Raw genomic sequence first — 24,327 nt, forward strand, 5'->3', positions numbered from 1 at the left:
GCAAGCCGGCTCCTACAGGTACAGCGTACGTCAGCCCTTGCGCGCCAATGGCTGGGCAGCGAATTTGACGCCCGCCAGGCCATGCTTGATCAGCGCACGGATGTTGCCATGGTCGCTGCCTTCGGGGGTGGCGACCACGCTGCGGTAGTGCTCGCCGAAGGCCAGCAGTGCTTCCTGGTCGCTCAAACCTTCGAGCAGGGCCAGGCCCAGGGTCTTGCACGAGCCTTCGTTCTGCCCGGCGGCGTTGTGCACCTCACCGTTGTCGAAGGCTTGTTGCTGGTAGCTGTAGTGCTCGGCAATGAACGCCAGGGTGTCGGCAAACACGTGTTCGCCGCTGGCCAGGCTGCTGCGCAGGGTGTTCAGATCAGTCACGGGGTTTTCCTTGTTCGAACGCCGCCTGTTGCTCGGCGCTGGCTTCTTTCTGGTATTGGGCTTTCCACTCGGCGTAGGGCATGCCGTACACCGCCTCGCGGGCGTCATCCAGGGTCAGGTCGACCTGGCGCTCGTCGGCGGCGGCCTTGTACCACTTGGACAGGCAGTTGCGGCAAAAGCCGGAGAGGTTCATCAGGTCGATGTTCTGCACGTCGGTGCGCTTTTGCAGGTGTTCGACCAGGCGCCGGAACGCGGCGGCTTCGAGTTCGAGTTGTTGTTGCGGGGTCATGGGCGTGCCTCAGGTCATGCGGTTCTTCAAGTGGCGGCCACCATTGATGACCACCTGGCTGCCGGTGCTGTACTGGCTTTGCAGCAAGAACAGCACGGCGTCGATCAGCGGCCGGGCGCCGGGTTCGAATTCCAGCAGGGCTTTTTTCAGGGTCTGCTGGCGGTACTGCTCGTCGCCGTCTTCCTTGAGGATCAGCAGGCCGGGCAGGATACCGTTGACGCGCACGCTCGGCGCGTACTTTTCGGCGAACGACAGCACCATGTTCTGCAGCGCCGCCTTGGTGGCGGCATAGCCGATGTGGCTCTTGCTGCCGCGCGAGGAGGTTTCGTCGCAGATGTGGATGATGTCGGCCTTCTCCACCTTGCCCAGCAGCCCGCCGAGGGCGAGGTTGAGGTGGTAGGGCGCCTCGACGTGCAGGCGGAACATGGTCTCGAGGTTGTCGAGGTTGTCGTCCAGCCACAGTGAGGCGTTGTGGATCACTGCGCGCAGGCCTTCGTAGTGGCTGTGCAGGTGATCGATCAGTGCCTGGCGCTCGGCGGCCACGGTCAGGTCGGCCTGGAACTGCTGGATGTTCGGGTGGGCCGCTTGTGAATGGATCTGGCGGCTGGCGCTGACCACCGTATGGCCGGCCTGCGCCAGTTCCAGCGCCAGGGCCAGCCCGACGCGCTGGCTGGCTCCGGTGATGAGGATGGGGCTGTTCATGTTCGGGGCGGTCTGTGGTTTTTGCGAATGCCCCAGCATACCCGAACTAGGTTGCCTTGCGAGCCTCGCTGGCGCTGCCGGTGCGGGCCTTGGGCGCCGCGTTCAGCCAGCCGGCCAGAAGGCGGGTGGACAGCGGGATGAACAGGTACACCATCAGCGGCGTCAGGGCCAGGGTGCTCAGCAGTATCCGCGGTAGCAGGTCGAGGGCCCCCAACCAGTGGCCGAACAGCGCGTTGAACAGCAGCGACACCGGGAAGAACGCCAGCCAGATGGCCGTGGCCTGCTTCCAGCGCGGCGGTTTTTGCACTGTAGGGGTGCCGAACCAGTCGTCGATGCCACTCACGCGCGCCTCGACGGGGCGTTCGAACAGGCCATCGCCACGTTGCAACCAGGCCCGGCGCGAGGCCGAATGCTCCCAGGCGTGCATGGTCTGCGCGTTGGTGAAGCGGAAGATGATCTGGAATTCGTCGCTTTCGGCGGGCGGGGCGAGGATGCCCGAGCCGAGGTAGCCGGTGAAGTCGGTGGCCAGTTGCTCGCCTTCGTGCAGCCAGGCCAGCAGGTCCTGGTAGCGGCCGTGGGCGGCGCGGCGCGACACCATCAAGGTGACGGGGTGGGTAGACATCGTGTATCTCCTGGCGGCGGGGCTGGCGGGTAGCCGGCCCCTATGGCGTGCGGCCCGGGGTGGTGGGCGGCGCAGGCTTGCTTGCAAGAATCGGGCGCGGATTATCGCTGAAAAGCGGTTACAGGCAAGGGAAGGTTTGCGTGGGAGCGGGCTTGCCCCGCGATTTGATACCAGCGGCTGCGCCGGTGATCGCCGGCAAGCTGGCTCCTACAGCGTTTTGGATGCGTTCAGACCGCAACCTGCGCATGCAGCTCAGGGTGGGCCTGGCGATGCGCTTGCAGAATGTACTCGCGCAGCCGCTCGATCTCTTCGGCGGGGCTGCGGGTCAGGTCGTAGGCGGCCAGGTCCGGGCCGATGCGCCGTTGCAGCACGCCGCTCAGGCCGATGGCCGGGATGCCTTCGGGGGCAAAATGCAGGTCGAAGCGCGACGGGGCTTCGGGCAGGCCGCGTATTTCCAGCAGCACGCCTTTGAACGAAATATCGCGCACCCACAGCTGGCTGGGTTGGTGGTGGTCGTCCAGCAGTGCGGCCGGCTGATCCAGCGACAGGCGCCAGGGCCGCAGCATCGGGCCGTCTTCATAGATGTCCGGTGCGCCCAGTTGCAGGTGCATGGAATGGAACTCGTCTTCGACCAGTTGCAGCGGGAAGCTGAGCTGCTGGTTGTTGAAGTTCGCCTGCAACGTTACCTGCTCGTTGGCCACCAGGCGGGTGAGCAAATCCTTCAGCCGGCGGTCGCCATTGACCAGCAGGCTCGACATGGGGTCGGCCAGGTTCAGCTGGGGGATGTGTTGCATGTCCTGGATGAAGTCCAGCTCGTCCTGGGAGAGGAGGGCGTCTGCTTGCATGGTCGAACTCGGTGGCGATCGAAAATGGCGATTACTTCACGGCCATTGACCGCGGCGAATGCGCTTGGTTCAGGTCATTGGTCGGATCGGGCGGCGGGCTGCCGCAAACAGCTGCCAGGCCTGTGACTTTCGGCGCAGGCGGCCTTTTGCCACTGTTGGGTGCTAGTATCCTACGTTTTCACTCAGTTTCGGAACGCTTACCCGATGAAAGTCGCCATTATTTCCGGCTCCGTATATGGCACCGCCGAAGAAGTTGCCCGCCACGCCGAGTCGCTGCTCAAGGCCGCCGGCTTCGACGCCTGGCACGCTGCTCGCGCCACCCTGCAGGACCTCGAGGGCTTCGTCCCGCAGGCGTTGCTGGCAGTGACCTCGACCACCGGCATGGGCGAGCTGCCCGACAGCCTGATGCCGCTGTACAGCACCATCCGCGACACCCTGCCGGCAGCCTGGCGCGGCCTGCCGGGCGCGGTGATCGGCCTGGGCGACTCGAGCTATGGCGACACTTATTGCGGCGCTGGCGAGCAACTGCGCGAGCTGTTCGCCGAACTGGGCGTGCACGAGGTGCTGCCGATGCTGCGCCTGGACGCCAGCGAAACCGTCACCCCCGAGACCGATGCCGAGCCTTGGCTGGCCGAATTTGCGCAAGCCCTGAAGGGCTGATTTTGCCGGTTCTGGCCCTATCGCCGGCAAGCCGGCTCCTGCACGTTACCCTGTAGGAGCCGGTTTGCCGGCGATAGGGCCGGTACAGGAGATCCGCCCCTCAACCCCGCTCACGCAACAACGCCAACCACGCCTGCGCCGCCCGCGACAGGTACGCCCCGCGCCGCCAGATGAACGCAATGTCCCAGCGCAGGTAATCCGGCGCGCGCAACGGCAGCCGCACCACCCCGGGCCGCTCCAGCGCCCGCGCGACAATCGCCGGTAGCAGCACCACCCCTTGCCCGGCGGCCACCAGCGCCGCCAAAAAGTCCGCCTGCCCGCTGCGCCCGCCTTCCGTGGGGGTAAAACCTTCCTGCTGGCAGGCGCTGAGCAACCGGTCATTGAGCACGAAACTGCGCTGGTACAGCAAAAACGGCGTTTCGGCCAACTGCGCCAGCGCCACCTCGGGCAACCCGGCCAACGGGTGATCGGCCGGCAGCAGGGCATCCAGCGGCTCGTTGCAAAACGGCTGGTAGTCGAATGCCGGGTCGCTCGGCGTCAGGCTGCCGCCCAGCTCCAGCTCGCCACTGTTGACCGCCTGCTCGACCATGCGGCTGCCACCTTCAAGCAGTTGGATGTGGATGTTCGGGTAGCGCCGCCGGTATTCGGCGAACAGCCCGGCAAACAGCGCATCGCTGCCCAGCAGCGGCAAGCCCAGGCGCAACTCGCCACGGGCCATCTGGCCCAGGTCGTCCAGCTCGTTCAGCAGTTCCTGGCGCTGGCGCAGCAGTACTTCGCCACGCTCCATCACGATGCGCCCGGCGGCGGTCAAGTGCAGTTGCGAGCCGTGGCGCTCGAGCAGCGGCTGGCCGATGCTGTGTTCCAGCTGGGCGACCTGCTTGCTGACCGCCGACTGGCTGATGTGCAAGGTGCCGGCGGCCTGGGTGAAGCCGCCCTTGTGCACTACTTCGATGAAGCTGCGCAGTTGTTTGAAGTCCATGCCTTGAATTCCATATTGGAATGACATCAAGTCTAACAATTCGCTTCTGGCGTGGGTGGCCGACTTTTACAATGGCCATGTTGTCGAGGAACCCCCGCCATGAACCCTGCATTACTGAAGAAAACCCTGCGCCTGCTGCTTGAGCTTGCGGTGCTGTTCGCCCTGTTTCTGATCGGCGGCCAGCTCGCCACCTGGCTCGGCTGGCCGATCCCCGGCGGCGTGATGGGCCTGGCCCTGTTGCTGATCCTGTTCGCCAGCGGCCTGCTCAAACCCGCCGCCCTGCAACTGGGCGCCGGCTGGCTGATGGCCGAAATGCTGCTGTTTTTCATCCCCGCGCTGATGAGCCTGCTGGACTACGGCAGCCTGCTGCGCAGCGAAGGCTGGCGCATCCTGCTGGTGATCGCCGTGAGCACCCTGTTGGTGATGCTGGTCACCGCCATCACCGTGGAAGCGGTGTGCCGCTGGAGGCTGCGCCATGAACCTTGAGCCCATGTCGCTGTTCTGGCTGGCCTTCACCCTGGCCGCCTACCTGGGCAGCCGCTGGCTGTACCGGCGCACCGGGCGTTACCTGCTGTCGCCGCTGATACTGGTGCCGGCGCTGCTGCTGGCGGTGGCGGTGCCGCTGCACACTGCCTACGCCGAATACGCCCGCAACACCCACTGGCTGATGGGCGTGCTGGGCCCGGTGACGGTGGCGTTCGCGGTGCCCATCTGGCAACAGCGCGCCTTGCTCGCGCGGCACTGGCCGGCGCTGCTGGTGGGCATGCTGGCCGGCAGCGTGGCGTCGATCGGCAGCTCCTGGGCGCTGGCCCATGGCCTTGCGCTGGACGAGTCGGTGAGCCTGTCGCTGCTGCCGCGTTCCATCACCACCCCCTTTGCCATGCCGGTGGCCCAGGACCTGGGCGGGGTGCCGGAGCTCACGGCGGTATTCGTGATGTTCACCGGCGTGCTCGGTGCGATGTTCGGCGGCATCCTGCTGCGTTGGCTGCCGCTGCGCACGCCGCTGGCCCGCGGCGCGCTGTTCGGTGTCGGCGCCCACGGCGCCGGTGTCAGCCGGGCCCGGGAAGTGGGCCGCGAAGAGGGCTCGGTGGCAGGCCTGGTAATGGTGCTGACCGGCCTGCTCAACCTGTTCGCCGCGCCCTTGCTGGTGATGCTGGTGTGACCGTTCGTGCCACCGGCTCGCTCGGTCATCAGGCTGGCTGCCAAGGCGACTTAATACCTTGGTATTGCCTCCTACACTGTGCCTCGACATAGAGAGCACATGCATGTGCCGAGGTGAACCTGCAATGAACGCAGCCTTGCCCTATTCCGACACTTACATACCGGGAAGACCCTGATGCCACTGGCTGAAATTCCACTGTGCGTCTGGCGCACCCGGAGCCAGGGTTTCACCTTCCGGGGCCAGAGCATCCGTTACTGGACGGCAGGGCATGGAGAGCCTCTGCTATTGCTTCACGGTTTCCCCACCGCCAGCTGGGATTGGCACTACCTGTGGGCACCGTTAACTCAACGCTTTCGCGTGGTCGCCTGCGACATGCTCGGCTTCGGCGATTCGGCCAAGCCGCCAGACCACGACTACAGCCTGCTCGAACAGGCCGACCTGCAGCAGGCGCTGCTGGCCCACCTGAAGATAGACCAGCCGGTGCACCTGCTGGCCCACGATTATGGCGGCAGCGTCGCTCAAGAGCTGCTGGCCCGGCACCATGAACAGCGCCTCGAAATCGCCAGTTGCGTGTTTCTCAACAGCGGGCTGTTCCCCGAGAGCTGCCGCATGCTGTTGATCCAGAAGCTGCTGCTCAGCCGCGTCGGCTGGCTGGTGGGGCGCTCGTTCGGGCGTGACGACCTGGTGCGCAATGTCAGCCAGGTCTACGGGCCCTGCACCCACCCCAGCGAGAGCGCGCTGGACGACCTGTGGAGCCTGATCGTCGCCAACCGTGGCGCGCGCATCCTGCACAAGCTAATCCACTTCATGCCCGAACGCTTTGCCCAGCGCGAACGCTGGGGCGGCGCCCTGCGCCAGGGCGGCGTGCGGCTGCGCTTCATCAACGGGGTGGTCGACCCGCTGTCCGGGGCGCACATGCTGCAGCGTTACCGGGAGGAGGTGCCCGACCCGGACACCGTCGCCCTGCAGGGCATCGGCCATTACCCGCACACCGAGGCGCCGGTGCAGGTGTTGCGCCATTACCTGGCCTTTCGTGAGCAGCCTTTGACCTACATCCCGCAAAAGGTCGCCTGGTCCTGACCGGGCGATCATCGCGCTGCGTTATCACCCGGCATTCGCCGGGGTGGGCTTGATTGTCCGCGCGCTGGCGCTGGCGGACACTGCCGGGCATCCCTTGACCCGCCTGGAGCCCTGCCCATGAGCCAGCCACTCGACCTGCAAGACCGCGTAGTGATCGTCACGGGGGCCGGCGGCGGCCTCGGCCGCGCCCATGCCCTGCTGTTCGCCGCGCGTGGTGCGCGGGTGGTGGTCAACGACCTGGGCGGTTCCACCCACGGCGAAGGCGCCAACCAGTCGGCAGCCGACCGTGTGGTAGAGGAAATCCGCGCTGCCGGCGGCACCGCCGTGGCCAACCACGACTCGGTCACCGACGGCGCGCGTATCGTCGAGCAGGCGCTGGACAACTTCGGCCGGGTGGATGTGCTGGTGAACAACGCCGGCATCCTGCGTGACAAGACCTTCCACAAGATGGACGACAGCGACTGGGAGCTGGTCTACCAGGTGCACGTGCAGGGTGCCTACAAGGTCACCCACGCCGCCTGGCCGCACCTGCGCGCGCAGAACTGGGGGCGGGTGATCTTCACCGCCTCCACCTCGGGCATCTACGGCAACTTTGGCCAGGCCAACTACGGCATGGCCAAGCTGGGCCTGTACGGGCTGACCCGCACCCTGGCCATCGAGGGCCGCAAGCACGGCATCCTGGTCAACGCCATCGCCCCCACCGGCGGCACCCGCATGACCGAGGGGCTGATCCCGCCGCAGGTGTTCGAGCGCCTCAAGCCCGAGCTGGTCAGCCCGGTGGTGGTGTACCTGGGCAGTGAACAGTGCCAGGACAGCGGCGAGCTGTTCGAGGTGGGCGGTGGCTGGGTCGGCAAGCTGCGCTGGGAGCGTAGCCTGGGGGTGGGCTTCGACCCGCGTGAAGGCTTTACCCCGGAGCAGGTGGCCGACAACTGGGGGCGCATCGGTGATTTCGAAGGGGCTGTGCACCCGCAGGACAGCTTGCAGGCGTTGCAGCAGATGATGGCGAATTTGCAGAAGTATCCGGCGGATTGACCGTGCGGTGCCCGACTCTTGCGCCGAACCTGTAGGAGCCGGCTTGCCGGCGATGAGGCCGGTACAGGCAGCACAATTATTCACAGGCATAAAAAAGGCCGCTGCAAACGCAGCGGCCAATCGAGACGTTAGATCAAGGAGCTTCAAAATCAACGTCGGTGAACCTGGGCGGGCGCGAAGTGCAGGGGGGGAGAAGCGCTTCGTGCCGGCCAGTGAGATCAGAATAAGCGCTTGATCCCGTGGGAAAAATAGCCTCTCCTGACATTCACCTTTACGTTTCGGGTAAAAGTGGTTGTAGGACTATAACCAGATCACCCGCTGAATATGAGTAACGCTTTGTAAGGCTTTTCAGCAGTCGCCGCCAAAGCCCATTCGCCAGCTGACCGCCCGGGCCGCAGCCAGCAAACGCTTGGCGGCCGGCCCGTGTTCGTCGGCATGGAAGATCGAAGTCGGCCCGACCACGGTCATTACCGCCGCCACCTGGCCCATGGCGTTGAACACCGGCGCCGACAGCGCATCCACCCCGGGCATCAGCAAACCATGCACATGGTGCAGGCCGCGCTGGCGGATCTGCTCCAGCAACTGCAGGTAATCGTCTGCCGTCTGGCCCAGGGCGGCCAGCTCGCGGTCGCGCAGCTCGACGGTTTCGCGCGCTGGCAGGTGCGCGGCGAACACAAGCCCCGTGGACGAGCTGAGCAGCGGCAGCACCGACCCGATCTGGGTCACCACCGTCACCGCCCGCACCGCAGGCTCGATGCTCACCACGGTCGCCCCCTGGTTGCCCCATACGGCGATGAAGCAGCTTTCGTTGAGCTCGTCGCGCAGCTCCGACAGTGGCAACGCCGCCACCTTCAGCACATCGATGCTGCCCAGCGCCGCCATGCCCACCCGCAACGCCTCACGGCCCAGGCCGTAGTGGTTGGTGGCCGGGTCCTGCTCGGCGAAACCGCTGGCGATCAGCGCCTGCAAATAGCGATGCACCTTGCTTGCCGGCATGCCGACGTGTTCGGCCAGGCGCGACAGCGAGGTGGACGGCGACAGCTCGGCCAACGCCTTGAGGATGTCGGTGCCGACTTGCGCCGAGCGGACTTTCTGTTTGCCGGTGTCGGCGCTGGTGCTGGCTCTGGCCATGGGCGGGTGTCTGTCCGGATTCTGCGAGGTGGCGCCTTTATAGCTTGACGCCTGCACAGGAGCAAATTACGTTATTCGTAATCTGATTACGATAAAAACAATGCAGACGCGCTGCCAGCCTGCCGCCAAGCGGTTGCACCAGGTCGGGCCCCGCAGCCAGCTGCCCGTAAAGGCTCCCGCAGCCCGGAGGCATCGATGACCCGCAGCACCGCCCCAGAACTCGCCTACCTGAGCGGTTTCGGCAACGAATTCGCCAGCGAAGCCCTGCCCGGCGCCCTGCCGGTGGGGCAGAACTCCCCGCAAAAAGCGCCCTACGGGTTGTACGCCGAACTGCTCTCGGGCACCGCGTTCACCATGGCCCGCAGCGAGCTGCGCCGCACCTGGCTCTACCGCATCCGCCCTTCGGCCCTGCACCCGCACTTCGAACGCTGCCAGCGCCAGCCGCTGGCCGGCGCGTTGGGCGCGATCAACCCTAACCGTTTGCGCTGGAGCCCGCAGCCGCTACCAAGCGAGCCCACCGACTTCATCGACGGCTGGTTGCCGATGGTGGCCAATGCCGCCTCGGACAAACCGGCGGGGGTCAGCGTGTACATCTACCGCGCCAACCGCAGCATGGAACGGGTGTTCTTCAATGCCGACGGTGAGCTGCTGCTGGTGCCTGAACAAGGCCGCCTGCGCATTGCCACCGAGCTGGGCGTGTTGGAGGTCGAGCCGCTGGAAATTGCGGTGATCCCGCGGGGCATGAAGTTCCGTGTCGAGCTGCCCGATGGCCAGGCCCGTGGCTACATCGCCGAAAACCACGGCGCGCCACTGCGCCTGCCCGACCTGGGACCGATCGGCAGCAACGGCCTGGCCAACCCGCGCGACTTCCTCACCCCGGTGGCCTGCTATGAAGAGGCCAGCGGCCCGGTGCAACTGGTGCAAAAATTCCTTGGCGAGCACTGGGCCTGCGAGCTGGCCCACTCGCCGCTGGACGTGGTGGCCTGGCACGGCAGCAACGTGCCGTACAAATACGATCTGCGCCGCTTCAACACCCTCGGCACGGTCAGTTTCGACCACCCCGACCCGTCGATCTTCACCGTGCTGACCTCGCCCACCAGCGTGCATGGCCTGGCCAACATGGACTTCGTGATCTTCCCGCCGCGCTGGATGGTGGCCGAGAACACCTTCCGCCCGCCATGGTTCCACCGCAACCTGATGAACGAGTTCATGGGCCTGATCCGCGGCGCCTACGATGCCAAGGCCGAGGGTTTCCTGCCGGGCGGCGCCTCGCTGCACGGGGTGATGAGCGCCCACGGCCCCGACGCCGAAACCTGCGACAAGGCCATTGCCGCAGCGCTTGCGCCGCACAAGGTCGACAACACCATGGCCTTCATGTTCGAGACCAGCCAGGTGCTGCGCCCGAGCCGGCAGGCCCTCGAAAGCCCGCAATTGCAGGCCGATTACGACAGTTGCTGGGCCACCCTGCCGAGCACCTTCAACCCGAACCGGAGATAACCGATGAACCACACCGCCAATGCCCGCAGCTGGGTCGAGCACGCCAACGGGCACCGCGACTTCCCGCTGCAGAACCTGCCCTTGGGTATCTTCAGCCGCGCCTCGCAGGCGCCGCGCTGTGGCGTGGCCATCGGTGACGCCATCCTCGACCTCGAGGCGGTGCTGGCCGCCGGCTTGTTCGATGGCGCCGCCAAGGCTGCCGTCGAGGCCACCCGGGGCGGTGCGCTGAACGCTTTCTTCGCCCTCGGCAGCCCGGCCCGCGTGGCCCTGCGCGAGCGCCTGCTGGCCCTGCTGGGCGAAGGCAGCGAGCACCAGGCTGTGCTGCAGGCGGCGCTGTACCCAGCCAGCGAGTGCCAGATGCACCTACCGGCCAAGGTCGGCGACTACACCGATTTCTACGTGGGTATCCAGCACGCCACCAACGTTGGCAAGCTGTTCCGCCCCGACAACCCGTTGCTGCCCAACTACAAGTACGTGCCCATCGGCTACCACGGCCGCGCCTCCACCCTGCGCCCGTCGGGTACTGAAGTGATTCGCCCCAAGGGCCAAACCCTGCCGGCAGGTCAAACCGAACCAAGCTTCGGCCCCTGCGCGCGGCTGGACTACGAACTGGAGCTGGGCATCTGGATCGGCCAGGGCAACGCCATGGGCCAGGCGATCCCGATCGGCGAGGCCGAGCAGCACCTGGCCGGCCTGTGCCTGCTCAACGACTGGTCGGCGCGGGATATCCAGGCCTGGGAATACCAGCCGCTGGGCCCGTTCCTGTCCAAGAGCTTCATCACCAGCCTGTCGCCCTGGGTGGTCACCGCCGAGGCGCTGGCGCCGTTTCGCCGCGCCCAGCCGGCGCGCCCTGAAGGCGACCCGCAGCCGCTGCCCTACCTGCTGGATGCGCAGGACCAGGCCCAGGGCGCCTTCGACATCGAGCTGGAAGTGCTGCTGCTGACCGCGAACATGCGTGAACGGAACCTGCCGGCCCAGCGCCTGGCGCTGAGCAACACCCTGAACATGTACTGGACCGTGGCACAGTTGATTGCCCACCACAGCGTCAACGGCTGCCAGCTGCAGCCGGGCGACCTGTTCGGCTCCGGTACGTTGTCCGGCCCGCTGGAGGGCTCGTTCGGCAGCCTGCTGGAGATCACCGAGGGCGGCAAGCACCCGGTAGAGCTGGCCAGCGGCGAGCTGCGCAAGTTCCTCGAAGACGGTGACGAAATCATCCTGCGCGCCCGTTGCGTGGCTGAGGGCGTTGCCAGCATCGGCTTTGGCGAGTGCCGCGGCACCATCGTCGCGGCCAACTGAGGAGGGCAGGGCGATGCAGCTTTACACCTACTACCGCTCCACCTCGTCGTACCGGGTTCGCATCGCCCTGGCGCTCAAGGGCCTGGGTTACCAGGCCGTGCCGGTCAACCTGCTCAAGGGCGAGCAGCGCGGCGAGGCGTATCTTGCCCTCAACCCCCAGGGCCGGGTGCCGGCCCTGCGCACCGATGACGGCAGCTTGCTGCTGCAGTCACCGGCGATCATCGAGTACCTGGAAGAAGCTTATCCACAGCCTGCGCTGCTGCCCGACGGGGCCGAGGCGCGGGCGCGGGTGCGCGCTGTAGCGGCAATCATCGGTTGCGATGTGCACCCGCTGCACAACGTCAGCGTGCTCAACCAGCTGCGCCAGCTGGGGCACGACGAAACTCAGGTCAACCAGTGGATCGCTCACTGGATCAGCCAAGGCCTGGCGGCTGTGGAGCAGTTGATGGGTGATGAAGGCTTCTGCTTCGGCGCAGCGCCTGGGCTGGCAGATGTGTACCTGATCCCGCAACTGTATGCGGCCGAGCGCTTCAACATCGACTTGGCGCCATACCCACGCATTCGCCGGGTAGCGGCCCTGGCCGAACAGCACCCGGCGTTCAGCCAGGCCCACCCGGCACGCCAGCCAGACACCCCACCTCAGTGAATCGAACGCTTGCCCGATGGAAGCTGGCCCAGGCGTTCACTGAGTTTCAGGCGTTGCACCGGGTCGTCGGTCAGCAGCAGGGCATGCTCCAGGTCGAAGCGTTCGGCCTGGGGGCAGTCCAATAGCTGGTACAGGGTGGCCCGGGCCAGGTAGTCGCTGGCCTGCACCGGCCCCAGCTGCATCACCCGTTCGGCATCCACCAGCGCGGCCATGGCGTTGTCGTTGCTGCTGTGCAGCTGGCGCAGGTTGCGTGACAGGCGCTGGAGCATCTGCCGGGACGTGGCGCTACGCATGTGTTCGCCGGTCAACGGCAGGTCCGGGCCAAACTGGCGGGCCAGCAGCTCGCGGCAGTCGGCCGGGTACAGGCGGCGCCCGCCGCAGGGGTCGAGCAGGTGGTCGGCGCCGGGTACGCGCAGTAAAAAGTGGCCGGGGAAGTTGACCCCTTCAAGTGGAATCGACAGGCGCTGGGCCTGGTCCAAGGCGAGTATTGCCAGCAGCAGAGGCTGGCCGCGGCGGCGTTGCAGCACCTTGTCCATCAGCGCCGCCTGCGGGCGCAGCGGGTGGTATTCATCCTGCTGAAAACCCAGGGCATTGAGCTGGCGCAGCAGCGGCTGGGCCAGCTCGCTGAGTGGCAGTATCGGCAGGCGGGTACTGATCTCGCGTTGCAGGTCGCGCAACTGGGCCATGCAGGCGGCCGGGTCGACGCTGCGGTCATGCTCGGCAGCAATCCACAGGCTGGCTTCCAGCAAGGCGGGTGGCTCGCGTTCCAGGCAGGCCAGGCAGGCTTGGCGTGAATTCATGGCGGGTCTCCATCACGCTTGTACTTTTAGCCCTGGTGGTGCTTTTCGTCCAGTGGTCTGCCTGCGCGGCGGGCGCTGGGTAGCTGCCTATACTGGTTGCAGCACCTGCCGGGGGAGCCCGCCGATGTTCGCGCTCATGCAAAGTACCCGCACCCAGTCACTGCACTTGTTCATCGACCCACCCACTGGGTTGAAAGCCGTGGTGGCCATCCACAGCGAACAGCTGGGGCCAGCCTTGGGCGGCTGCCGCTACCTGCCCTACGCCAACGACGAAAGCGCCATGACCGATGCCATTCACCTGGCCCAGGGCATGAGCTACAAGGCCGCCCTGGCCGGGTTGGCCCTGGGCGGCGGCAAGGCGGTGATCATGCGCAACGCCCATGTGGAAAACCGCGCCGCACTGTTCGAAGCCTTCGGGCGCTTTGTCGACAGCTTGCAGGGGCGCTTCATCATTGCCGTGGACAGCGGCACCTCGACCCTGGACATGGACTGCATCGCCCAGTCCACCCCCCACGTCACCAGTACTACCGCCTCGGGCGACCCGTCACCCCATGCGGCCATGGGTGTGTTCGCCGGTATTCGCGCCACCTCGATGGCGCGGTTGGGCAGTGACAATCTGGAGGGCTTGCGGGTGGCGGTGCAGGGGTTGGGTAATGTGGGGTATGCGTTGGCCGAGCAACTTCATGCCGCGGGGGCCGAGTTGCTGGTCAGTGACCTGGACCCAGGCAAGGTACGCCTGGCGGTGGAGCAGTTTGGGGCGCACCCGGTCGTCAACGAGGCATTGACCAGCACCCCGTGCGATATCTTCGCCCCTTGCGGGGTGGGGCCGGTGCTCAACGGGCAGACGGTGATGCAACTGCGCTGCGCGGCAGTGGCGGGGGCGGCGAACCATCAACTGACCACCTTGCAGGTGGCTGACCAACTGGAACAGCGCGGCATCCTGTATGCGCCGGACTATGTGATCAATGCCGGCGGGCTGATTTACGTGGCATTGACCCACCGCGGGGCAGACCTGGGTACCATCACCGCGCACCTGGCGCGCATACCCACCCGGTTGACCGAAGTGTTCGCCCACGCCCAGGCTGAAAAGCGCTCGCCGGCGCGGGTGGCGCAGATGTTGGCGGAAAGGATGTTGTATGGCTGATGGCCCTATCGCCGGCAATCCGGCTCTTACAGGCCATCCCCTGAAGGAGCCGGCTTGCCGGCGATGAACGTCACTCGGCTTCCCCGCCTTCGAGCAATTCAGACAGCGCATCTGGCTGGCTCTTGAACGCACGGGCGAATACATCGCGGTTCTTGGCCATGTAGATGCCGGCTTCCTCGACCTGCTTCTCGCTCAGCGACGGCACGGCCTTGTGCAGCACTTCGGCCAGGCGCTCGGCCAGTTCGAGCATCTTGTCGTGACGGTCTGCTTCGGCCTTATCCATGAACAAGCGCTCCGGGTCGCGGCTGCTGCGGTACACCACTTCGACGGCCATTCATCACCTCTGTGCCTTTTTGCTGGTTGGGATTTCACTGTATGCGCATACAGTACAGGGGCAGGCCACCCGCCTGCAACCACCATGATGGCCCTTTGCACAGAAAAACAGCGTAGCCCACAGGTGCCCTGCGGCAATCGGCCACCTTCCAAGTCAGGGGGCATGGCCCTTTAACTGCATGGCACAAGCGTCATGCGCGCCATCCATCATCCTTCTGTCGTATCGGGGAATCGAACATCGTGAACAACAAATGGGCAGACAAACTGCGCAAGGGCCTACACGGCTCGGCCGACTCGCTGGGCAACCTGTGCGTGGAGGCGTTCCACTACCTGGCGTTGTTCGGTATCGGCGCAATCACCGCCTACGCGGCGGTGGCCACCTTCATCGACATGCTGGGCAAGGGCGGGGTGAGTGTCGATGACATCCTGCTGCTGTTCATCTACCTGGAGCTGGGGGCGATGGTGGGGATCTACTTCAAGACCAACCACATGCCCATCCGCTTCTTGCTGTACGTGGCCATCACCGCCCTGACCCGTCTGCTGATCGGCGATGTGTCGCACCACAAGGCGCCGGATGCCGGCCTGCTGTACGTATGCGGCGGCATCCTGCTGCTGGCCTTCTCCATCCTGGTGGTGCGCTACGCATCCTACCGTTACCCGTCCACCAAGGTGCTGGATGCCAACGGCAAGGAAGTCGAAGAGAGCAAGTAGAGATCAGTTGGCCAGGCCCGCTGCCGGGAAGGCCCGGGCCGCGCGGTATTCACCGGTCAGTGCGGCAAGCACCTCCAGCGGGTTTTGCCCAAGCTCGATGGCCAGCCCCAGGCGGATGCTGTCGATGACCCGCTGCAGGCGCACCGGGTCGTTGCGCTGGGCCTCGCTGATCAGTCGTTTGGCCACCACGCCGCTGTCGTCGGAGAGGGTCAGCATGATGCTGCCGTCCAGGCGTTCGATGCTCAGGTTGACCCGGTATTCGGGGGCGAAGGCGGCGCTGATGTGGTCGAAGGGGTTGTTCATGGTCGCTGTCTGCAATGAATGACTGCAGGGGTTGACCGGGGCTGGGCGGGGTTGGTTCAGGCCCGCTGATCGGAGATGTGCTGTAAGGGGATAGTCTAATGAGAGGTCGCCAGCCCTTTCTGCTGCGAGGGCGCTTAGAGAACTGGCTTCGTAAGCGGCCCTCATCTCGTGTTGGATCGAGTGGAAGTTGGTTTTTCAGAGCGACTTCCTGAGGGCGATCTGTAGGCGTCGCTTAGAACGTGAAGAGTTCAGCGCAATCCGCTCTAGTGTGCCGTACTTATTGTTCAATATACCATTGTAGAGATGTAAGCATATTGGGGCGGTGGGAATTAGTGGTTCTCAATCCGCTTTCGCGTTTCTGGCAAAGTAGAAGTAGATGCCGCTTAATGACTTGGTTGAAGTTTCGAAAATGTTTTCGTATTGTATTGCCAGCCCTAGCGGGCGTATTTCTGCTTGTAGGTTTCGATGCGTTGCGTCGCTGCTAAATGAGTGCATTAACTTTTGCGGCAGCTCAGGCGTAAGTCCTGCGCCCAAGTATATGTAGTCGGAGGGTAGGCCGAGTCTGGTTATGTCAATAAGATATGATAGCGGTGCTAGAGGGATGGTTTGTGAGTCGTGCTGTGCGACCTGAAGGTGTTGCATGATTTTTTGTGGGAAAGCATTGCTACGGGGAACTTTTATGATTTTTGAATTCTTTTCATTGGCCTGAAGTGGCCTCAGTAATTCTAGTTTAACCTTGCGTGCGGGTAAGTTGCTCTTGTTTTCTACGATGGCAACTAAGAATGGTTCGTTGTCGCCGAGGAATTTCATGGGTTTTAATTCAGCTACCTCGAGTTTTGTTGGGTTGCTGGCTTCAATGAATCGTGCCAGTTTATTCAAGGAGTCAGCCGCGCTCTTAGAGGCGGGCGAATCAGGGCATAAATTTCCCTTGGGTGCCTGTACATTGCCGCCTTCAGAGTTGTTTATTACAAGATTGCAGTTTCCTAATATGTATTGGAGGTTGCTTGGCAGCTCGGGAGTGGCTGAAAATGCCTGTGCGGAAAATACTAGGAGTATTGGCAAGATGGCTTTCATTGTTTTTGAGTACCATTAATTACGGTGTTGTTTGAGCCGTTGACTATTTGAACGTTTGGGCTCGGATGCCCTACCGGGGGGACACTGGCTTCAGTGGGCGAGGAAGACTTGGGCTTTCGAGGTTCGGACTCGCGCATCAAGGCTACAGTCAAGGTCGACAGCAATACAAATCCGAGCAGCGCGATCAGCCAAGTAGAGGCACTTGCCTGCAATAATTTTTTTCGTGCGAAATACGCAATCAGGCTCACCATCAAAACGGCAGTAAACGCCATCGTTGTTAAAGGATCTTTGAGGAAGGGTGCCCAGGCATTCCATTCGTGCACTTGCTAGCTCCATTGATAGGTATGTCGCTATAGCGGCAGTGCGATCGGGAACTTTAGCCGTCATTGGCGAGGGAGCGGCAGGCTGTGCAACAGGCGCATTAAAGAGCAAGTGTGGTCCATCTTGGTACTGATGACAAAACGCCCGGCACATGGCCGGGCGTTGTTGTATGTGGCTGACGGGTCAGGCGTCCGGGTCACTCAGTTCCAGTACCCCGCGCTTGCTGCGCAGCTTGCCGTAGAAATGCTCCAGTGCGTGGTTGAGCTTGCTGGCCGCGCCATCGACGGCCTGGTCCAGCGAACCTGCGCTGTGGGTCACGGAAATCGGCTGGTGGCCTTTGGGCCGAGCCTCCATCTGGCAGCGTTTGTCATGGGTGCCGGGCTTGGCGCCGTTTTCGTCGCGCAAATGCACTTCGATGCGGGTGAGGTCGTCCTCGTAACGTTCGAGGTTGCTCTGCAGGGTACTGCGGACCCACTCGTTCAAGCGGACGTTGCCCTGGATCTGATTGCTGCTGTTGACCTGGATTTGCATGACTTCAATCCTTATTCAGCTTGCTCACAGAAAGCGCTGCCAAGCCTTTGAGGGCGTTGGTCTTTGTGCGCCTCTTGACTCTAAGGTCAGGCAACTGGGGAACGATTTCAAGCCCCTTATGAAAATAATTTTTCAGCTAGGTGCAGGCCCTTGTAGGAGCGGCCTTGTGCCGCGAAAGGCCTGCGCAGCAGGCCCGGCAATCTCGCATGATGCGCAAATCCTGGGCCCGCTATGCGGGCCTTTCGCGGCACAAGGCCGCTCCTACAGGGGAGCGTGATCCGCCTGCGGGGGGCGGCAATGGCTTAGAACTCCACCGAAGTCTGCACATACAAGGTACGCGGCTCACCCACGTACTTGCCCTTGTTGTTGTCGTCGAACGAGCGGGTGTAGTACTCGCGGTTGAACAGGTTCTTCACCCCCACCGCCACCTTCAGGTTCGACAACTGCGGCCCGAAGTCGTAGCCGGCGCGGGTGCTGACCAGCATGTAGCCGGGGATGCGCCCGGTGCTGCCGTCGGCGCTTTCTGTGCCGGTGTTGGCGTTGTCGGCGTACTGGCTGCTCTGGAAGCTGCTGTCCAGGTTCAACTGCCATGGGCCCTCGGTGTAACCCACCCCCAAGGTGCCCTTGTGGCGCGACGAGAACGGCACCTGGTTGCCCTTGTTCGGCCCGTCCTCGCGGATGGTGGCATCGACGAAGGCGTAGCTTGCGTGTACATCGAACCCGGCCAGCGCCGGGCTCAGGCCGTCGAGGGCATAGCGCAGGCTGGTCTCGATACCCTGGTGGCGGGTTTCGCCACGGGCGATCACCGAATCGTTGGTCTGGTTGCTTTCGTACTGGTTGTCGAAATTGATCAGAAACGCGCCGATCTCCGCTTGCAGGTCGCCATTGTCGTAGCGGGTGCCGACTTCCCAGGTGCGTGCTTTTTCCGGTTTGACCTCGCCGCTGCTGACCCGGTTGGGCATCTGGCTGTACTGCACGCTGCCGAACGAACCCTCGGTGTTGGCGTACAGGTTCCAGCTGTCGGTCAGGTGGTACATCACGTTCAGCGCCGGCAGCGCAGTGTTGTAGCTGCCCTGGTAGCGCTGGCCGTTGAGCTTGTTGCTCTGCTCGGAGTCGATCATCTCGTAGCGCACGCCCGGGGTGATGGTCCAGCGCCCGATGTCGATGCGGTCATCCAGGTAGATGGCGTGGGCTTCGGTGCTGCCACGGGTGTCGCGGTCGTTGCGGCTGTTGGTGGTCGGCAGCACATCGGCGCTGGTCGGCTCCCGGAAGCGCAGTTCGTGGCCGGCTTCGTTGACGTAGCGGTAGCCCACCCCCAGTTCGTGCCAGCTGTCGCCCAGCGCCAGGCCCTGCGAGAAGCGGGTCTCGATGCCGCGTACCCAGTACTCGCGCGGCGACAGCGAGACGAAGTTGCCCTGGTCGAGGTAGCCGCTGCGCAGGGTTTTGGTGAAGAAGCTGTTGACGCTGAACTGGCGGTCGTCCTGCTTGTAGTCGTAGCCGAAGTTGAACAGCGTGCGGCGGCCCCAGAACTTGTCCTTCAGGCGCGTTGACTGGTACGGGTCGGCGTCGAAGTCGGCCGTGCTCAGGCCACCGGGCATGTCAGCCTCGCCCTCGTAATACTGGGCCATGGCGTGCAGGCTGTTGGCCTCGTCCAGTTGTAGCTTGCCTTTGAGAATCAGGTCGTCGATCTGTGTGTCGCTGTGCTCGCGCCAGTCACCGCCACGGGTGCCCGAGTACAGCAGGGCGCCGCCCAGGCCGTTGGCGTTGGTGCCGCCCACCAGCAGGTTGGCGCTGTTCTTGAAACCATCGTGGCTGGACGAGGGGCTGATCTGGTTTTGCATCGCCGCCTTGAAGGTTGCTTGCTCCGGGATGGCGCGGGTGACGAAGTTGACGATGCCGCCGACGTTCTGCGGGCCATAGCGCACCGCGCCGCCGCCGCGCACCACATCCACCGCGTCCATGTTGCCCATGCTCAGCGGCGCCAGCGACAGTTGCGGCTGGCCGTAGGGGGCGAATGGCACAGGGATGCCGTCCATCAGCACCGTGGAGCGCGAGGCCAGGCGCGGGTTGAGGCCGCGGATACCGAAGTTCAGCGCCAGGTCGTGGCTGCCGGTGCCGTTGTTGTCGGGGGCGTTGACCCCGGGGATGCGGTTGAGCACTTCGCGGGCGGTGCTGGCGCCGCTGCGCTCGAACGCTTCACGGCGCACCACGTCACGGGCGCCAGGGTGCTCGAAGACGTTGTCCTGGCGCGCCTCGCCCAGCCAGTCGCCGACCACCGTCGAAGCGCCCAGCTCCACGGCAGCGCCCGCCACCGGCACCTGCTGCGGTTGCAGGCTGTAGGCGTTGTCGGCCTCCTGGCGCGCTTGCAGGCCGCTGCCGCGCAGCAGGGCGTCGAGGCCTTGCGCAGTGTGGTACTGGCCGTCCAGGCCTGGGCTGCTCAGGCCCTGCGTAACGTTCGAACCGAACGAAATCAGCGCACCGCTTTCACGGCCAAACTGGTTCAGGGCCTGCTCGAGGTTGCCGGGGGCGATGTGGTAGGCGCGCTGCTCGGCGATGGCGAACGGGGCGACGAGTAGCAGGGCGCAGGCGAGGGGGCTGGGGCGCAGAAGCATGGTGCGGTGGTCCTGTGAGAAGGGGGTTCTGCCTTCTCTGTCACGCGAGGGAGGGGAAATGGCTCAGGCCGTTGAAAATATTTTTTCTGTACCGGCCCTATCGCCGGTAAGTCGGATCTCATAGAACAAACTACAACTCATTGATTTAACGCGGTCCCTGTGGGAAGCGGCCTTGCCGGGGCGCCGTCCGGTCGAGATGGGGCGCGAAGCGGCCCCAAGGCCTCTGCCTCATGCAAAATTGCCGGGGGCTGCTGCGCAGCCCATCTCGACCGGACGGCGCCCCGGCAAAGCCGCTTCCCACTAGGGCCGCAGTGCATCTGCGAGACAAGTTCTCTGCGCGACAGCGCAGCCCCAAAGGGCTGAGTGATCTCCTACAGGTGATCACCCCGCTGCTGCTTCCACCGACACCCAGTAGCGGGTAAACCTGCGCACTTTCACCGGCAACGCTACCTCCAGCATGGCCAGGATGCGCTCGCTGTCCTCCAGCGGATACGACCCGGAAATGCGCAGGTCGGCCACCCGTTCGCTGCAACCCAGTTGCCCCAGCCGGTAGCGCGACAATTCGGCCACAAAGTCGCCCAGGCGCATCTGCGACACCACCAGCATTCCGTCCACCCAGGCCGCGCGGTTCGGGTCCAGCGGTGCGATGGCCTGCCAGCCGCCGCGGGCAAAACGCGCCTGGTGGCCGGCCAGCAGCGACTGCCCGGCCACGCTGGCGCTGCCGCTGAACACCGATACCAGGCTGAAACCCTCGAACTGGCGCACGTTGACCCGCCCAGGGCCCAGTTGCAGGTCGCCTTCGGCGGTGCGCAGGTAGAACGGCCGGTGCTCGTTGGCCGTCTCCAGCAGCAACTCGCCTTCCTGCAGGCGCACCAGGCGCTGCTGGCCGTCGAAGCGCACGTCGGCGGCGCTGCGGGTGTTCAGGTGCAGCTGGCTGCCGTCGTCCAGGAGCAGCCGCCGGCGCTGGCCCACCGGGCTGCGGTAGTCGGCCATCAGCCCCGGCAACGGGTTGTGCTGTTGCAGCCCCAGCCCGGTGGCAGTGGCCACGCCCACCAGCAGCAAGGCCTTGAGGGCCCGGCGCCGGGCCGGGGAGGGCGGTGCCTGCAAGGTGGCGTGCACCACCGGCGAAGCCACCCCGCGCAGGCGCTGGTTGACCTGCTGGATGTGCGCCCAGGCGCGTTGGTGCTCGCTGTCGGCCTGCAACCAGTGTTCAAGTGCCAGGTGCTGGTCGAAGCCCTCTTCCTGGGACTCGAGCAACCAATGCACGGCCCGCTCGGCCACCCGTGGCGAAAACTCGGCGTTCACAGGGCGAAGTAGCAGCGCAGGGCTGCTTTTTTCAGGTAGCGCTTGACCGTGGCCAGCGAGATGCCCAGCTCGCGGGCGATCTCGCCCTGGCCCAGGCCGTCCACTTGGGCCAGCAGGAAGCTGCGCTTGACCAGCGGCTCCAGGCCATCGAGCAGACGGTCCAGTTCCAGCAGGGTCTCGAAGATCAGTGCCTTGTCTTCTTCGCTCGGCGCCACCTGTTCCGGCACCTGGGCCAGGGCTTCGAGGTAGGCGCGCTCCAGTTCCAGGCGGCGAAAGTGGTTGCACAGCACGCGCTTGGCCACGGTGGCGAGGAAGGCGCGGGGTTCGACCAGTTGCGGTGCCTCGCGGGCTTGCAGCAGGCGCAGGTAGGTGTCCTGGGCCAGGTCTGCCGCGCTCTGCGGGCAGCCCAGGCGCCGCCGCAACCAGCCGGTGAGCCAGTTGTGGTGGGCGAGGTAGAGGCCTTCGACAGTGGAAGAGAGGGCGCTGGACACCGGTGAGTCTCAACTGGAATTAAGAATTGTTCGCATTGTATGCGACAGATCCTGCCGTTCGCCAGCCCCCTCTGTGGACTGAACGCGGGAGCGGGCTTGCCCCGCGGTACCTGCATTCATCGCCGAATTTTGCTTATGAGAATCCAAATCATTACTATTGCAACCCCTTTCCCCGGACCACCGCGATGACCAGCAAAGCCGCCGGACTGCCCCTCAGCTATCGCCTGGCCGTGGCCTCGCGCTGCCTTGCCGCCTTGTGCGGCGGCTACCTGCTGGCATCGCTGGTCAGCGTCAGCGGCGCGCTGCTGCTGCCCATGGCCCAGGTCGACGCCGCGCTGGTCGGCATGCTGCTGTCGTTCGTGTTCCTGGTGCTGGCGTTCATCTGGTGCTTCGCCTGCCGCAGTGCCTGGCGCGCCTGGCTGGGCGTGCTGCTGCCGAGCCTGCTGCTGGGGACAATCAACGGGCTGGCCTACTGGATGAACAACGGATGAAAGAAGGCTTTCGCCAGGCCATGGCCTGGCTGCACACCTGGACCGGGCTGATCTTCGGCTGGCTGCTCTTCGCGATTTTCCTCACCGGTACCCTGACCTACTTCAAGGAAGAGATCAGCCACTGGAGCCAGCCCGAGATCCAGGCCCACCCGCTGGACCCGGTGCACAGCCTGGGCCTGGCGCAAAGCTACCTGCAAAGCAATGCCGGGCAGTCCGCCAGTTGGTTCATCCGCCTGCCTGGCGAGCGCGAGCCGGCCCTCGCTGTCGGCTGGCGCGACCCTGATGCCGGTGGGCGCCGCGGTTTTGTGCGCAAGCAGCTGGATGCGGCCAGCGGACAGCAGGTCGAGGCCCGCGACAGCCGTGGCGGCGAGTTCTTCTACCGCTTCCATTTCGAGCTGCAGATGCCCTACCCCTGGGGCCGCTGGCTGTCGACCTTCTGCGCCTTCATCATGCTGCTGGGGCTGGTCACCGGCATCATCACCCACAAGAAGATCTTCAAGGAGTTCTTCACCTTCCGCCCCGGCAAGGGCCAGCGTTCCTGGCTGGACGGCCACAATGCCATCGGCGTGCTGGTGCTGCCGTTCCACCTGATGATCAGCTACAGCAGCCTGGTGCTGTTCATGTACATGGTGATGCCGGCCGGCATTCTCGCAAGCTATGGTGACGCCGGCCGCTACTTCAACGACCTGTTCGGCCGCGACGAAACCCCGGCCGTAGCCGGGGTGGCTGCGCCGCTGGTGCCGTTGCCGCAGCTTTACGCCAAGGTCCAGGCCCTGGAGCCGGGGGCGCATATCGGTTCGGTGCAGGTGCAGAACCCGGGTGACAGCAGCGCCCGGGTGACCCTGTCCCAGGCCAGCACCGACCACGTCGCCTACCGGCGCAGCGCCAACTGGACCTTCGACGGCGCCACTGGCGAGCTGCTGCGCCAGGGCGCGCCGGAAAGCGTGGCAATGATGACCTCGTTCACTTTCGCCGGCCTGCACATGGGCAACTTCGCCGGGCCCTGGCTGCGCTGGCTGTACTTCGCCTTCGGCGTGGCCGGGACGGCGGTGATCGGTACGGGCCTGGTGATGTGGCTGGGCAAGCGCCAGCTCAAGCACGCCAAAAGCGGCCACATGCCCGGCGAACTGCGCCTGGTCGAGGTGCTCAACATTGCCAGCATGAGCGGCCTGTTGCTGGGGGTGGCGGCGTTCTTCTGGGCCAATCGCCTGTTGCCGGCAGGGCTGCAAGGGCGCTCGGGGTTTGAGATCGACAGCTTCTTCATGCTGTGGGGGCTGGCGCTTCTACACGCCATGCTGCGCCCTGGCCGCCGCGCCTGGGCCGAGCAGCTGGGTCTGGGGGCACTGGCCTTCGCCTTGCTGCCGCTGCTCAACGCCGTCACCACCGGCCAGGGCCTGAACCACTCCATCGCCGTGGGCGACTGGGCCATGGCCGGCTTCGACCTGACTGCCCTGGGCACCGGGCTGTTCCTCGCCTGGGCCGCCAGCAAGATGCTGCGCGCCCCCAAGGTGGCGGCCAAGCGCGCGCCACGGGCTGGCAAGGCAGTGGCAGAAACCGCGGAGGCACGCTGATGCTGGGCGTCGCGCTGATCGTTTTTGCCGGTTTCGCCGGGCTGTGCCTGGCCATGGAAAAGCACTTCGTCGAGCTGTTCAAGCGCAAGCCGACGCTGCCTCAGCTCAAGGCCCTGCGCGCAGGCGGCTGGGCCTTGCTGGTGCTGGCGCTGGTACTGGCCGTGCAGGCCCAGGGCTGGGCGCTGGGCCTGGTGGAGTGGACCGCATTGCTGATGGCCGGCGCCACCTTGTGGGTGTTCGGCCTGCCTTACCAGCCGCGCCTGCTGCTGGGCCTGGCGGCGGCCAGCCTGGTGCTCGGCCCGCCGCTGGCGGTGCTGGCTTGAGCGA

29 protein-coding genes are annotated in these 24,327 nt (G+C 64.9%); 13 read left to right on the forward strand and 16 right to left on the reverse strand.

The window, feature by feature from the left end:
* Nucleotides 1-30 precede the first annotated feature (30 nt).
* The 5 genes from KSS94_RS04295 to KSS94_RS04315 form a co-directional block, all read right to left on the reverse strand.
* The gene (locus KSS94_RS04295) at nucleotides 31-372 is read right to left on the reverse strand and encodes a HopJ type III effector protein (protein WP_217841805.1); all 342 of its coding nucleotides are present in this window, start codon (nucleotides 370-372) and stop codon (nucleotides 31-33) included.
* Nucleotides 365-661 (reverse strand): DUF1244 domain-containing protein, encoded by a 297-nt coding sequence (locus KSS94_RS04300; RefSeq protein WP_217841806.1) that lies wholly within the window; start codon nucleotides 659-661, stop codon nucleotides 365-367. Before KSS94_RS04300 ends, KSS94_RS04295 begins: the two co-directional genes overlap by 8 nt.
* A 9-nt stretch (nucleotides 662-670) precedes the next feature.
* A complete protein-coding gene (gene folM, locus KSS94_RS04305) occupies nucleotides 671-1,363 on the reverse strand; it encodes a dihydromonapterin reductase (RefSeq protein ID WP_437179991.1) in 693 nt (230 codons plus the stop codon).
* A 46-nt stretch (nucleotides 1,364-1,409) separates the two neighbouring features.
* On the reverse strand, nucleotides 1,410-1,985 hold the full coding sequence (locus tag KSS94_RS04310; protein ID WP_217841808.1) for a putative antibiotic biosynthesis monooxygenase: 576 nt from the start codon (nucleotides 1,983-1,985) through the stop codon (nucleotides 1,410-1,412).
* Between the two features lie 227 nt (nucleotides 1,986-2,212).
* Nucleotides 2,213-2,830 (reverse strand): hypothetical protein, encoded by a 618-nt coding sequence (locus tag KSS94_RS04315; protein WP_217841809.1) that lies wholly within the window; start codon nucleotides 2,828-2,830, stop codon nucleotides 2,213-2,215.
* Between the two features lie 204 nt (nucleotides 2,831-3,034).
* Between KSS94_RS04315 and KSS94_RS04320 the strand changes: the two genes are divergently transcribed.
* Entirely contained in the window at nucleotides 3,035-3,490 is a 456-nt protein-coding gene (locus KSS94_RS04320; protein WP_217841810.1) for a flavodoxin, read from the forward strand.
* A 100-nt stretch (nucleotides 3,491-3,590) separates the two neighbouring features.
* On the opposite strand, the gene KSS94_RS04325 is transcribed toward KSS94_RS04320, so the two are convergent.
* Nucleotides 3,591-4,469, reverse strand: a complete 879-nt coding sequence (locus KSS94_RS04325; protein ID WP_217841811.1) for a LysR family transcriptional regulator — start codon at nucleotides 4,467-4,469, stop codon at nucleotides 3,591-3,593.
* A 99-nt stretch (nucleotides 4,470-4,568) separates the two neighbouring features.
* Between KSS94_RS04325 and KSS94_RS04330 the strand changes: the two genes are divergently transcribed.
* The 4 genes from KSS94_RS04330 (at nucleotide 4,569) to KSS94_RS04345 (ending at nucleotide 7,743) form a co-directional block, all read left to right on the forward strand.
* Nucleotides 4,569-4,955 (forward strand): CidA/LrgA family protein, encoded by a 387-nt coding sequence (locus tag KSS94_RS04330; RefSeq protein WP_217841812.1) that lies wholly within the window; start codon nucleotides 4,569-4,571, stop codon nucleotides 4,953-4,955.
* Nucleotides 4,945-5,631 (forward strand): LrgB family protein, encoded by a 687-nt coding sequence (locus tag KSS94_RS04335; protein WP_217841813.1) that lies wholly within the window; start codon nucleotides 4,945-4,947, stop codon nucleotides 5,629-5,631. The genes KSS94_RS04330 and KSS94_RS04335 overlap by 11 nt, the downstream gene beginning before the upstream one ends.
* 174 nt (nucleotides 5,632-5,805) lie before the next feature.
* The gene (locus KSS94_RS04340; RefSeq protein WP_217841814.1) at nucleotides 5,806-6,711 is read left to right on the forward strand and encodes an alpha/beta fold hydrolase; all 906 of its coding nucleotides are present in this window, start codon (nucleotides 5,806-5,808) and stop codon (nucleotides 6,709-6,711) included.
* A gap of 117 nt (nucleotides 6,712-6,828) precedes the next feature.
* Complete coding sequence (locus tag KSS94_RS04345; RefSeq protein WP_217841815.1) at nucleotides 6,829-7,743, forward strand: SDR family oxidoreductase; 915 nt, start codon at nucleotides 6,829-6,831, stop codon at nucleotides 7,741-7,743.
* 348 nt (nucleotides 7,744-8,091) lie between these two features.
* Here the strand turns inward: KSS94_RS04345 and KSS94_RS04350 are convergent, their stop codons facing one another.
* Complete coding sequence (locus KSS94_RS04350) at nucleotides 8,092-8,874, reverse strand: IclR family transcriptional regulator (RefSeq protein WP_217841816.1); 783 nt, start codon at nucleotides 8,872-8,874, stop codon at nucleotides 8,092-8,094.
* Between the two features lie 195 nt (nucleotides 8,875-9,069).
* Here KSS94_RS04350 and hmgA point away from each other — a divergent pair, with 195 nt between their 5' ends.
* Genes hmgA through maiA form a run of 3 tightly spaced genes read left to right on the forward strand, consistent with a single transcriptional unit; the run spans nucleotide 9,070 to nucleotide 12,313 of the window.
* The gene (hmgA, locus tag KSS94_RS04355) at nucleotides 9,070-10,371 is read left to right on the forward strand and encodes a homogentisate 1,2-dioxygenase (RefSeq protein ID WP_217841817.1); all 1,302 of its coding nucleotides are present in this window, start codon (nucleotides 9,070-9,072) and stop codon (nucleotides 10,369-10,371) included.
* A 3-nt stretch (nucleotides 10,372-10,374) separates the two neighbouring features.
* Nucleotides 10,375-11,667, forward strand: coding sequence for a fumarylacetoacetase (fahA, locus tag KSS94_RS04360; protein ID WP_217841818.1), 1,293 nt, complete (start codon nucleotides 10,375-10,377; stop codon nucleotides 11,665-11,667).
* Between the two features lie 13 nt (nucleotides 11,668-11,680).
* Nucleotides 11,681-12,313, forward strand: coding sequence for a maleylacetoacetate isomerase (gene maiA / locus KSS94_RS04365; protein WP_217841819.1), 633 nt, complete (start codon nucleotides 11,681-11,683; stop codon nucleotides 12,311-12,313).
* Here the strand turns inward: maiA and KSS94_RS04370 are convergent.
* Nucleotides 12,307-13,113 carry a SirB1 family protein gene (locus KSS94_RS04370; protein ID WP_217841820.1) on the reverse strand — a complete coding sequence of 269 codons (807 nt, stop codon included), beginning with the start codon at nucleotides 13,111-13,113 and terminating at the stop codon, nucleotides 12,307-12,309. The genes maiA and KSS94_RS04370 overlap by 7 nt on opposite strands.
* A gap of 124 nt (nucleotides 13,114-13,237) precedes the next feature.
* Here KSS94_RS04370 and KSS94_RS04375 point away from each other — a divergent pair, with 124 nt between their 5' ends.
* Nucleotides 13,238-14,257 carry a Glu/Leu/Phe/Val dehydrogenase family protein gene (locus tag KSS94_RS04375; RefSeq protein ID WP_217841821.1) on the forward strand — a complete coding sequence of 340 codons (1,020 nt, stop codon included), beginning with the start codon at nucleotides 13,238-13,240 and terminating at the stop codon, nucleotides 14,255-14,257.
* Between the two features lie 70 nt (nucleotides 14,258-14,327).
* Here the strand turns inward: KSS94_RS04375 and KSS94_RS04380 are convergent, their stop codons facing one another.
* Nucleotides 14,328-14,591 carry a YebG family protein gene (locus KSS94_RS04380; protein WP_217841822.1) on the reverse strand — a complete coding sequence of 88 codons (264 nt, stop codon included), beginning with the start codon at nucleotides 14,589-14,591 and terminating at the stop codon, nucleotides 14,328-14,330.
* 239 nt (nucleotides 14,592-14,830) lie between these two features.
* Here KSS94_RS04380 and KSS94_RS04385 point away from each other — a divergent pair, with 239 nt between their 5' ends.
* Nucleotides 14,831-15,301 carry a phosphate-starvation-inducible protein PsiE gene (locus KSS94_RS04385; RefSeq protein ID WP_217841823.1) on the forward strand — a complete coding sequence of 157 codons (471 nt, stop codon included), beginning with the start codon at nucleotides 14,831-14,833 and terminating at the stop codon, nucleotides 15,299-15,301.
* Nucleotides 15,302-15,304: 3 nt separating this feature from the next.
* Here the strand turns inward: KSS94_RS04385 and KSS94_RS04390 are convergent, their stop codons facing one another.
* The 7 genes from KSS94_RS04390 to KSS94_RS04420 form a co-directional block, all read right to left on the reverse strand.
* Nucleotides 15,305-15,604: a DUF3509 domain-containing protein gene (locus KSS94_RS04390; RefSeq protein WP_217841824.1), complete on the reverse strand. Its 300-nt coding sequence runs from the start codon at nucleotides 15,602-15,604 to the stop codon at nucleotides 15,305-15,307.
* 339 nt (nucleotides 15,605-15,943) lie between these two features.
* A complete protein-coding gene (locus tag KSS94_RS04395; RefSeq protein WP_217841825.1) occupies nucleotides 15,944-16,678 on the reverse strand; it encodes a hypothetical protein in 735 nt (244 codons plus the stop codon).
* Nucleotides 16,675-17,001: a hypothetical protein gene (locus tag KSS94_RS04400; protein WP_217841826.1), complete on the reverse strand. Its 327-nt coding sequence runs from the start codon at nucleotides 16,999-17,001 to the stop codon at nucleotides 16,675-16,677. The genes KSS94_RS04395 and KSS94_RS04400 overlap by 4 nt, the downstream gene beginning before the upstream one ends.
* A 181-nt stretch (nucleotides 17,002-17,182) precedes the next feature.
* Nucleotides 17,183-17,530: an HPF/RaiA family ribosome-associated protein gene (locus KSS94_RS04405; protein ID WP_217841827.1), complete on the reverse strand. Its 348-nt coding sequence runs from the start codon at nucleotides 17,528-17,530 to the stop codon at nucleotides 17,183-17,185.
* Between the two features lie 302 nt (nucleotides 17,531-17,832).
* On the reverse strand, nucleotides 17,833-20,142 hold the full coding sequence (fecA, locus tag KSS94_RS04410; protein WP_217841828.1) for a TonB-dependent Fe(3+) dicitrate receptor FecA: 2,310 nt from the start codon (nucleotides 20,140-20,142) through the stop codon (nucleotides 17,833-17,835).
* Nucleotides 20,143-20,523: 381 nt separating this feature from the next.
* Nucleotides 20,524-21,447, reverse strand: coding sequence for a FecR domain-containing protein (locus KSS94_RS04415; RefSeq protein ID WP_217841829.1), 924 nt, complete (start codon nucleotides 21,445-21,447; stop codon nucleotides 20,524-20,526).
* Nucleotides 21,444-21,938, reverse strand: coding sequence for a sigma-70 family RNA polymerase sigma factor (locus KSS94_RS04420; RefSeq protein WP_217841830.1), 495 nt, complete (start codon nucleotides 21,936-21,938; stop codon nucleotides 21,444-21,446). The genes KSS94_RS04415 and KSS94_RS04420 overlap by 4 nt, the downstream gene beginning before the upstream one ends.
* A 185-nt stretch (nucleotides 21,939-22,123) precedes the next feature.
* Here KSS94_RS04420 and KSS94_RS04425 point away from each other — a divergent pair, with 185 nt between their 5' ends.
* The 3 genes from KSS94_RS04425 to KSS94_RS04435 are packed head-to-tail and all read left to right on the forward strand — an operon-like array spanning nucleotide 22,124 to nucleotide 24,323.
* The gene (locus KSS94_RS04425) at nucleotides 22,124-22,429 is read left to right on the forward strand and encodes a DUF3649 domain-containing protein (RefSeq protein ID WP_217841831.1); all 306 of its coding nucleotides are present in this window, start codon (nucleotides 22,124-22,126) and stop codon (nucleotides 22,427-22,429) included.
* On the forward strand, nucleotides 22,426-24,000 hold the full coding sequence (locus tag KSS94_RS04430) for a PepSY-associated TM helix domain-containing protein (protein ID WP_217841832.1): 1,575 nt from the start codon (nucleotides 22,426-22,428) through the stop codon (nucleotides 23,998-24,000). The genes KSS94_RS04425 and KSS94_RS04430 overlap by 4 nt, the downstream gene beginning before the upstream one ends.
* Nucleotides 24,000-24,323 (forward strand): DUF3325 domain-containing protein, encoded by a 324-nt coding sequence (locus KSS94_RS04435; RefSeq protein ID WP_217841833.1) that lies wholly within the window; start codon nucleotides 24,000-24,002, stop codon nucleotides 24,321-24,323. Before KSS94_RS04430 ends, KSS94_RS04435 begins: the two co-directional genes overlap by 1 nt.
* Nucleotides 24,324-24,327: the final 4 nt, after the last annotated feature.

Origin of the sequence: Pseudomonas fakonensis (assembly GCF_019139895.1) — a bacterium.
GTDB classification, from domain to species: Bacteria; Pseudomonadota; Gammaproteobacteria; order Pseudomonadales; family Pseudomonadaceae; genus Aquipseudomonas; species Aquipseudomonas fakonensis.